We start from the raw sequence: 7,612 nt of genomic DNA, 5'->3' as shown, positions 1-7,612 counted from the left end.
GGAAAAACCAAGGCGCAAGGCGGCCTTGTTCTCTGTCTGAATTGGTGAGCGTCACCGCGAGCCGAAGCCGCATCATGGTGAAGCATAACGAGCGCAAGGCTCGTGGTTTTGATAGCACCAGAGCGCTACAACGTAGGCTGAGGGCAGTAGTAAGTATGCATTCCAACTTCTTATCCAATAAGAAGCCGCGACACGTTTCAGAACGCCATTTAAGGGGGGTAAACCCCGTGTGCTTGGCTGCGCTGATGGCAGGCGTCTATTACCGTATAAAAGTTGACCGAAGAGATCAACCCCTTGGTTTTTCCTCCGTGGAAAAATGAGACATCTGTCGCTGCTGCCGTGTGGAGAGGGTTCACTCCTCTATTGGGAGATCAAGCCTGAGCCTCTGCCCCACGTTGGCCATACTATTCGCGAGAACAAACCTAGATTGTTAAAGAGCCTTGCCGTTACTGCGTTGTGCTTCACTACGTAATATGTGTTTTAGTTGTAGTGAAACTCGTTTTTTATGATTGGCAGGAAGGGTAACGATTGCGGCAAAACAATTAAATAATCAACCATTTACATATACCCTCAGTATTATTGCTGTCTTTTTAACCACTTTAACATACAAAATGTTGTTTAATCAGAATGTTACTGTTTTATTTCCCTGTAAAATTAAGTTCCCTCAACATTTCATAAATGTTTCAAAGTGTGACTATGTGTCACAAAATATTTGCAATCTAAAGGAAGAAAGCGAGCCCCAGAGCAAAGGGGCTCGCTTATTTAGTGCGCAGTGGGATGCGCGCACTAAATTCTGTGCCAGTTCTGCAGCGGTGTTGTCAGCATCGCTGGGTGGGCTAGTTTTTAAAGAGCGTGATAACTCTAAGTGTTTTAGATTAAAAGATCAACATGTAGCACTATATGTTCTACATGTAGTACTTATTGGTTCAATTTAATCATCATAAAATCAAAGCTCCTTTTGCTTTTGACAAAACAAATGAGTGATATGACTCAAATAGAGCTAGCCATTATTGCCGTGATAAAAAATAGCGGCCTAAGTAATTACCAAATTGCAAATGAACTTGGTGTCTCACGTTCGCTGGTTGGTCGTTGGGCACGTACAGGAAAGATTTCTGTGGAGAAGCTGGGGCCGCTTTGCAAGTTGTTAAATGTGGATGCTAATCAGGTATTACAAATATCATATAGAAATGAAAAAGAACTTCCTGAGATAAAGCAGGAAATAATTCAATTCATTCGCCAGCTTCCAGAGGAAGACTTGTATCTTCTTGAGGCTGCCAAAAAGATGCTTTCATAGAGGGAAGGTGTGTTTTCAAGAGAACAAAAAAAATTGATTGGCGAAGCCACGATGTGGATAAGTGTGTAAATCTCTGATTTTCCACTTATCCACATCAGCTATAAGAGGCTATTAGTTTTATGTATTTATTATTAAACTATTAACTCTATTAAAACTATAGCTTTGGCTAAAGCTTTGAATGTAAAGAAAAAAAAAACCATGAAAGATCTTTTTATTGGTGTTCAAGATCTTTTTATTGGTGTTTAAGATCTTATTTTTGGTATTTCTGATCTTGTTGTTGGTGCAATGGTAACTTTTTTTGGTGTTTCAGATCTCTTTAGTGGTGTTTGATTAACAAAATATTGGTGTATTTTCTTTACTGATCACTTTATTGGTGTAACCAAAGTAAAACACCAATAAAATGATCAGTAATCAGGGGAGCCATTTAGTTGCTTGAGTTCTTCAATCTTTTCTTTAATTGATTGGTATTCATCATCTTCTTGGTCTAAATTTTGCTCAGAAGGTATGTTAGCTGATTCCATTCTTTGCTCTATTGCACGCTCGATTTTTAGAGCAACCTCCTCATCTCCTACGATATGATACGCCATAGATAATGACTTTAACTCATTGATTTCCAACATTGTGTTCGTTTGTAAGCGCTTTAGCTCAAGCTTTTTGATAATATCTCTTGCTGCTTGATGGTTCATTTCTTCAATTGGTTGGTCACCCATCCATTTGTAGAGGAACTCAATGCCTACGATAGTTCGACCTCTTTTGATTAGGTTGAAGCCCTTATGGCCCTCATTTCCATCTAAAAAAGCGATCTCTTTTTTGGTCTTCAAATTGGTCGAGATTTCTTCAATAGAAGATTTAATACATCGATTGATCAAAACACTATTGTTTTTGAATGATTTCTTATCATCTTTTAAACGCCCTCTTTCATCGAGAATTCCAAACAAACCTCTCAGATCATCTAAAGATTGTTTATGGATAGAAGTTCCTCCTGACTTAAATCTACTCAGAAGTTCGTACAGTCTTTTGGCATACTCTTTTTTTAAAGCAAGGTAGTTATGGGTATTTATTAGCGCAAAGCCTTGCTTGTACTCTATGTATTCAGAACGTAATTCGTCGTTAGGTATCATCGTAAGCATTCGGTTTTTATAATAAATCCGCTTAAACAAAGTTATATGATCAAACTCTCGCTCATTATTCGCATCTGTTCTGATCCCAATAGTCTTTTTAGCTAGCCGTTCTGCAACAGGATCTAATGTATATCCTACATGCTTAGATTCGATGTTTAACCACTCGGATAGTTGGTGGGCTGAGAATGTGTACTCAGGTGTTTGACTGTCCCAGTCTTCCGGGCTCATATGAGCAACCATTAATGCGAACATATCAGCTTCACGAGCTGATAAGTCTTGTCTACTAAAAACTAATTGGTGTCCCTTCTTTATGTGAATTGGGAGGGCTTCTTTCGCTATCTTTGCCATTGTTAGCACCAAAAATATGTAATCAATGATTCAAACATAACAAAAAATTGGTGTTTTATCACTAAAACACCAATTTTTTGTCTACTTAATGTAATAGATGGCTAAATTTTGGTGTCACACCACATTGATGATCATGTTTATAGTGATGGAAAGCTATACGTACGTGCAGTTTGAGTTTATTAGGTTGAACCATTAATTTAAAAATGAACTTGTTTATGGTTCAATTTTAAATTATGTTTCTTCCTATGCGATGTAAGTATTAAATAAGGGCTATAAGTATGAACTTCAAAGACAAGGTAGGACTGCTCGGTAGAGCTATGTTCGAAAAAAACTTGAGCATTAAGGAAGAGCTAGCTGAACAAACAGCGATTCGTCTGAAAGATGATGTGCTAGAGAATGGAGTTACTCGATTAGTCCATAATCATGCGGTGAACAAGACCACTCTTGGGGTGGACATTCTAGGGTTGTCTAAGAACACTTATAATAAACGAATTGCACAATTTATTGATGAAGGTGTGATAAGCGAACCTTATTTGTACAATCGCTCTCTTATGTTTCCACTACGCGAAGTGTATAAGTTAATGGAACATCTTGAGTTTCCAAAATTCTCTGATAATCACGAATCAAAAGTCGTCTGTGTTGGAAATTATAAAGGTGGTACAGGTAAATCAACAACAGCTACTGCCCTAGCCGTAAAGACATCCTTAGATAGATCACTGAATGCTCGAGTTCTTATACTTGACCTAGATCCACAAGGGAGTATGAGAGGTATTGTGAACGTCGATGGAGATTCTGAGGAAGTTTATATTACCCTTTGTGATCTTGTGTGTGCCTTGTTTGATGGTGACTACGAGCGCGAATTCGATAATGAAGCATTAGAATTTTTAGAGGCTGGGCATCGCTTTGAAGATGTTGTACTAGCTTCTCCTTTCTCTACACATTTACCAAATTTAGATGTCATGACTGCGTTTCCGACAGATGAGCAGTTTACGAAGCTATATTGGACTTTAAATGAAGAAAAGCGTGTAAAGTTACTAACTACATTCGCTCAAAAAATTGTTCCTGTTTTAAAGTCGCAATATGACATCATATATCTAGATTTGCCGCCGCAAAACAGTCCTATCACATGGTCGGCGATTGAAGCATCAGATATGATGCTTACTCCCATTTCACCAAGGATTTACGACTACGTAAGTACAATGTCGTATCTGCTAACATTGGAAGAACAGCTTGAGGATGTGCCTTCAAAGGGAGGAAACATAGAATGGTTCAAAATTCTTCCTGTTAATTACAACGAGTCAAATCGACAAGAAAGGAAGATATTTGATCGCCTTTTACAAACGGTTGGTAGTGATATGATTACTAAACCGATTAAACATAGTCCTTTCTTTCAAGAAGCAGCTGAAAAGAACCGTTCTATCTTTGACATTATCAAAACGGAAAGCATGTGTACCGATATTCAATATCATGACGCTATAACGTCAGTTACTGAAGTATACAGCACGCTGATCTCAGAAATAAAAGTATTATCAAGCAAGAGTGATTAATTATGACAAAGAAAGGTAAAGGCTTGCTTACTGGGCAGGCTAGTTCGCGAGCGTCGTTGATGAAAGGGAGCGCAGTTACCAGAAGTTACTTGAATGGTAATTTGATAGCGAAACGAGTTATTGTTCCGTCTTCTGATATTAACACAAAAACCGATATTCATCCACTTAACCCAAGAAACCAAGAAGCACTGAGTATTGAGGCTGTACGAGATATTCTTCCTTCGATTAAAGAAAATGGTGTAAACCAAGAAGGGGTTGCTGTTCGGTGCTTGTTTAGTGGAAAGTTACTTCTTTTAGATGCGAGCCGACGCCGTTTTTGCTGTGCTCATAGTAATGTAGATTTACCTCTTTGGGAGATTCAAGGTGATATTACGGACGAGCAAATTCTAGCAATTATTAATGATAGCCAAGAGGTTAAGAGATGGTCCTACCCTGAGCATGCGCAGTACCTTCTGCGTATTGCTGAGCGAAAATCTCTTGATGTCGATGCTATGAAGATAGAAGACTTGGCGGAAGAGTTATCTATCGGTCGAGAGTCATTACGTAAGCGACTGGCTGCGAACAAGGTATCAAAAGATATCTTAGCAGTGTTTGTTGATTATGAGGGAATTCCTAATAGTTACTATAGTTCTTTGACGAAAATTCAAAATCAGCTTTCTAGAGCAAACAAGAATATTAAAGATACAATGGAGTCTTTTACCCAAAAGTTGAGAGGTATCGAACTTGGTACAACTGTTTCTGATAAGCAGGCTGCTACTCTCAAAGAGCTAGAAGAGTTTGTTGAGCATTTATTGAAGAAGCAACCTAAGCCTGAGTGGTCAACTCGTGAGCTATGTCAATTTACGGATAAAAAAGCTTACGCAAGAACGAAGATAAGCCCAGACGGTAAAACAATGAAAATAGAGTTGTCTAGAGTCGGGGTTGAAAAGATGCGTGAGATAGAGCGTTTGACTAGGCAAATCTTAAATTCATAGTTCAAATGCTATTTTGTGAATCTAGAATGACCACTGCTCTAGGGTGTAGTGACAGCTAACTTCAATTGTGTTGGTGAACGCTTCCGCGTTATTGTAGTAAGATCTCCCGTATGTTAGGTAGATGGTCCTACGTACAATGACCTGTAGCGACCCTTTTTTATGTCTTTCGTAAGTTGTTGTTTTATAAAGTTATTGAACAATAACTAGTACCTTACAATGGGGGTTGTTCCCCTTTGCTTAAATCAATTTATTGTTAACCTCGCTATTAAGTAGTCGCACTTGCAACTTAGACTCGCCCTTTCACCCTTTCTGGATAGGGCTTTTCCCTTGGGAAAACCCTTCCCTTGCTCCCTTTTATCCCTTTGGCGGAGCCTACCCTTTGGTTCCGTGTATGGTTTTCTGGCTGATTGAGTGTCGTCGCAAGGGCGGTTGGGTGTTGGTTCAATGTGGTCGTGTAAAGAACAATAAAAAAGAAGGGGAGGACATGACTGCCCTCCCCTCAGTGCTTAAGACGATAAATCAATCATCTCGTGTTGGCAGGTCTGGCACCTTAGTATCGTGACAGGCTGCTCTTGGCTATAGCGGTTATCTGCTCCAAAGTCTCCGCGTTCTAGGAACGGGGGATCTTCATTTTCTGGAACCTCAAGTGCACGTAGTGTGCCCTTTTCTCCGCAGTTGATGCAATAGTTCATAACCTTTTCTCATCTCAAAAGCGCGTGTAAACGCCGGTCAAATCCTCAAAGGTCTGCTCCAATTGAACGCAGTACACGCCTGACTCTTGTAAAACCTCAATGGTGTACGTGTCACTGGCGGCCAGCTCCACGCGTACTTTATTGATACCCAGCTTGGCAAGGCGAGCGGGTAGCGTGAACATCAGCCCCTGCTCTATCGCCACAAACTGCTTGGCTCCGGTCATCACGATGAATCGGTTGCCACTCAGTTGTGCCAAGATGGTATTCGCGATACGTAAGCGCGCGTCTTTGGTTCTCATCATATTGCCTCCTTGGTTTGATACACACAAAGCGCAAACACTTCGGGATTGGCGTAAAGCTCAGGATGCAAGTACGCATCGATGATGCGCTCTTGCTCATCCATCACCATTAACGCCCATAGCGTGTTGTTGGCATCGATGTAGTAATGAAACTCTCGATACGGCTCTGGGTGGGTACTCGGCGAAACAAACACCCCGTTCGAGGCTTTGTGCTCAATCAAGGTGATAAGCCGAGGTTGAACGGCATCATCGGGTCGGTGGATACGCAGTAAGTGCATGGTCTGAGCCAGCAAGGCATGAGACAGCGCTAAATGCTGCTTCAACGCCTCACAAGGACGTAGTGTGGTTAACTGCATGGTTAAGGCTTGGTAAACCTGCGCTGAGTCAATCTGCCCTTTGTTATCAAAGTGCAGCTCACTTTGGCTGGTCATGTTGTCTTCGAGCCAGACCATCAGCTCAGTCAATACGTGGTTCATGTTGTGCATACGTTGCTCCAATTGTATTCAAAGTAAAAAGGGAGCGAACCGGGAGGCAGGCTCCCGGTTAGGGTTAGTCGTTATAACGTTTGTCTAATGTCGCACATCGAATGCGCTATCGCATTGAGACTGAGTTCTGTGCATTGGATAAGTTGTTTCTCGGTTGGTGTGGGGGTGACCATCAATAATTTTTTAAGCTCATGAGGAAAAACCTCACCATAAAAGAGATACAGCCTATCAGGGGCTTCCAGTTCGTATTGCTCCAGATGCGCCTCCACTGTAGGAATAAATTGTTCCAGTACTAACATAAAGAACTCTAAATCCCCACCATTGGACACCTCTTCAAACAGCACGGTATTGTCTTCCTCGTAAGGGAACCCTTCTTTGAAATAAGCAAGCGCAAGCGCGTGCTCTAACGTTATGGTTTGCTTCATGATAAAACCTTTTGGTTGAAGAGCACCTGAACCCTAACTGGGTACAAGTGCCCAGTTAGGGTGGTATGTCAGGTTAATGTTGAGTCTGTCGTAGCAATGATTTAGCTAATGCCACTTCCACACTGTCGCCATCGCTGTTGAGGATATCCAGTCCGTTATCGGGCATGTCGCCAGAGGTGGATTGGGTGACCGCGATTTTCTTGGCCATCAATTCCAGGCACGCCATTTGCGCGCTGCCTTGATAGCCTAAAAAGGTCACGTCCACATCTTCACGTTGACCGATACGCCAGCTGCGCCTTGCGGCTTGCATCAGCGTATAGACGTTGTAGCCGGTGTTGGTGAACACAATCGACGGAAACTCCAACAAGTCGAGTCCGGTTTTGACCAGTTCGGGGTTGGTGATGAGCACATCAATGCCTCTGTCCAC

Annotated in this window: 8 protein-coding genes and 1 pseudogene; 3 read left to right on the top strand and 6 right to left on the bottom strand. The window is 41.4% G+C overall.

Going from position 1 to position 7,612, the window contains the following annotated elements:
- The first annotated feature begins 976 nt into the window (after positions 1 to 976).
- On the top strand, positions 977 to 1,294 hold the full coding sequence (locus KIO97_RS24300) for a helix-turn-helix domain-containing protein (protein ID WP_285384185.1): 318 nt from the start codon (positions 977 to 979) through the stop codon (positions 1,292 to 1,294).
- Between the two features lie 404 nt (positions 1,295 to 1,698).
- Here the strand turns inward: KIO97_RS24300 and KIO97_RS24295 are convergent, their stop codons facing one another.
- On the bottom strand, positions 1,699 to 2,763 hold the full coding sequence (locus tag KIO97_RS24295; protein WP_285384184.1) for a replication initiation protein: 1,065 nt from the start codon (positions 2,761 to 2,763) through the stop codon (positions 1,699 to 1,701).
- A gap of 278 nt (positions 2,764 to 3,041) precedes the next feature.
- Between KIO97_RS24295 and KIO97_RS24290 the strand changes: the two genes are divergently transcribed.
- Both KIO97_RS24290 and KIO97_RS24285 read left to right on the top strand, forming a co-directional pair.
- Positions 3,042 to 4,310: a ParA family protein gene (locus KIO97_RS24290; protein ID WP_285384183.1), complete on the top strand. Its 1,269-nt coding sequence runs from the start codon at positions 3,042 to 3,044 to the stop codon at positions 4,308 to 4,310.
- A gap of 2 nt (positions 4,311 to 4,312) precedes the next feature.
- On the top strand, positions 4,313 to 5,284 hold the full coding sequence (locus KIO97_RS24285) for a ParB family protein (RefSeq protein WP_285384182.1): 972 nt from the start codon (positions 4,313 to 4,315) through the stop codon (positions 5,282 to 5,284).
- Between the two features lie 506 nt (positions 5,285 to 5,790).
- Here KIO97_RS24285 and KIO97_RS24280 read toward each other — a convergent pair.
- The 5 genes and pseudogenes from KIO97_RS24280 to KIO97_RS24260 form a co-directional block, all read right to left on the bottom strand.
- Positions 5,791 to 5,976: a hypothetical protein gene (locus KIO97_RS24280; RefSeq protein WP_285384181.1), complete on the bottom strand. Its 186-nt coding sequence runs from the start codon at positions 5,974 to 5,976 to the stop codon at positions 5,791 to 5,793.
- 14 nt (positions 5,977 to 5,990) lie between these two features.
- Entirely contained in the window at positions 5,991 to 6,278 is a 288-nt protein-coding gene (locus KIO97_RS24275) for a hypothetical protein (protein WP_285384180.1), read from the bottom strand.
- On the bottom strand, positions 6,275 to 6,760 hold the full coding sequence (locus KIO97_RS24270) for a hypothetical protein (protein WP_285384179.1): 486 nt from the start codon (positions 6,758 to 6,760) through the stop codon (positions 6,275 to 6,277). Before KIO97_RS24270 ends, KIO97_RS24275 begins: the two co-directional genes overlap by 4 nt.
- Before the next feature lie 71 nt (positions 6,761 to 6,831).
- A complete protein-coding gene (locus KIO97_RS24265) occupies positions 6,832 to 7,185 on the bottom strand; it encodes a hypothetical protein (RefSeq protein ID WP_285384178.1) in 354 nt (117 codons plus the stop codon).
- A 73-nt stretch (positions 7,186 to 7,258) separates the two neighbouring features.
- Positions 7,259 to 7,612 (bottom strand): annotated as a pseudogene (locus tag KIO97_RS24260) (helicase); the annotation flags it as partial.

The organism is Vibrio sp. B181a, from assembly GCF_030248375.1.
Taxonomy (GTDB): domain Bacteria; phylum Pseudomonadota; class Gammaproteobacteria; order Enterobacterales; family Vibrionaceae; genus Vibrio; species Vibrio campbellii.
The sequence above is the reverse complement of the archived record's forward strand: the minus strand, read 5'-3'. Positions and strand labels throughout refer to the sequence as shown.

What these genes read in the sequence shown, in the direction of transcription:
- KIO97_RS24300 (WP_285384185.1), top strand. Translation starts at nt 977, where the DNA reads ATGAGTGATATGACTCAAATAGAGCTAGCCATTATTGCCGTGATAAAA.
- KIO97_RS24280 (WP_285384181.1), bottom strand. Translation starts at nt 5,976, where the DNA reads ATGAACTATTGCATCAACTGCGGAGAAAAGGGCACACTACGTGCACTT.
- KIO97_RS24285 (WP_285384182.1), top strand. Translation starts at nt 4,313, where the DNA reads ATGACAAAGAAAGGTAAAGGCTTGCTTACTGGGCAGGCTAGTTCGCGA.
- KIO97_RS24275 (WP_285384180.1), bottom strand. Translation starts at nt 6,278, where the DNA reads ATGATGAGAACCAAAGACGCGCGCTTACGTATCGCGAATACCATCTTG.
- KIO97_RS24270 (WP_285384179.1), bottom strand. Translation starts at nt 6,760, where the DNA reads ATGCACAACATGAACCACGTATTGACTGAGCTGATGGTCTGGCTCGAA.
- KIO97_RS24265 (WP_285384178.1), bottom strand. Translation starts at nt 7,185, where the DNA reads ATGAAGCAAACCATAACGTTAGAGCACGCGCTTGCGCTTGCTTATTTC.
- KIO97_RS24295 (WP_285384184.1), bottom strand. Translation starts at nt 2,763, where the DNA reads ATGGCAAAGATAGCGAAAGAAGCCCTCCCAATTCACATAAAGAAGGGA.
- KIO97_RS24290 (WP_285384183.1), top strand. Translation starts at nt 3,042, where the DNA reads ATGAACTTCAAAGACAAGGTAGGACTGCTCGGTAGAGCTATGTTCGAA.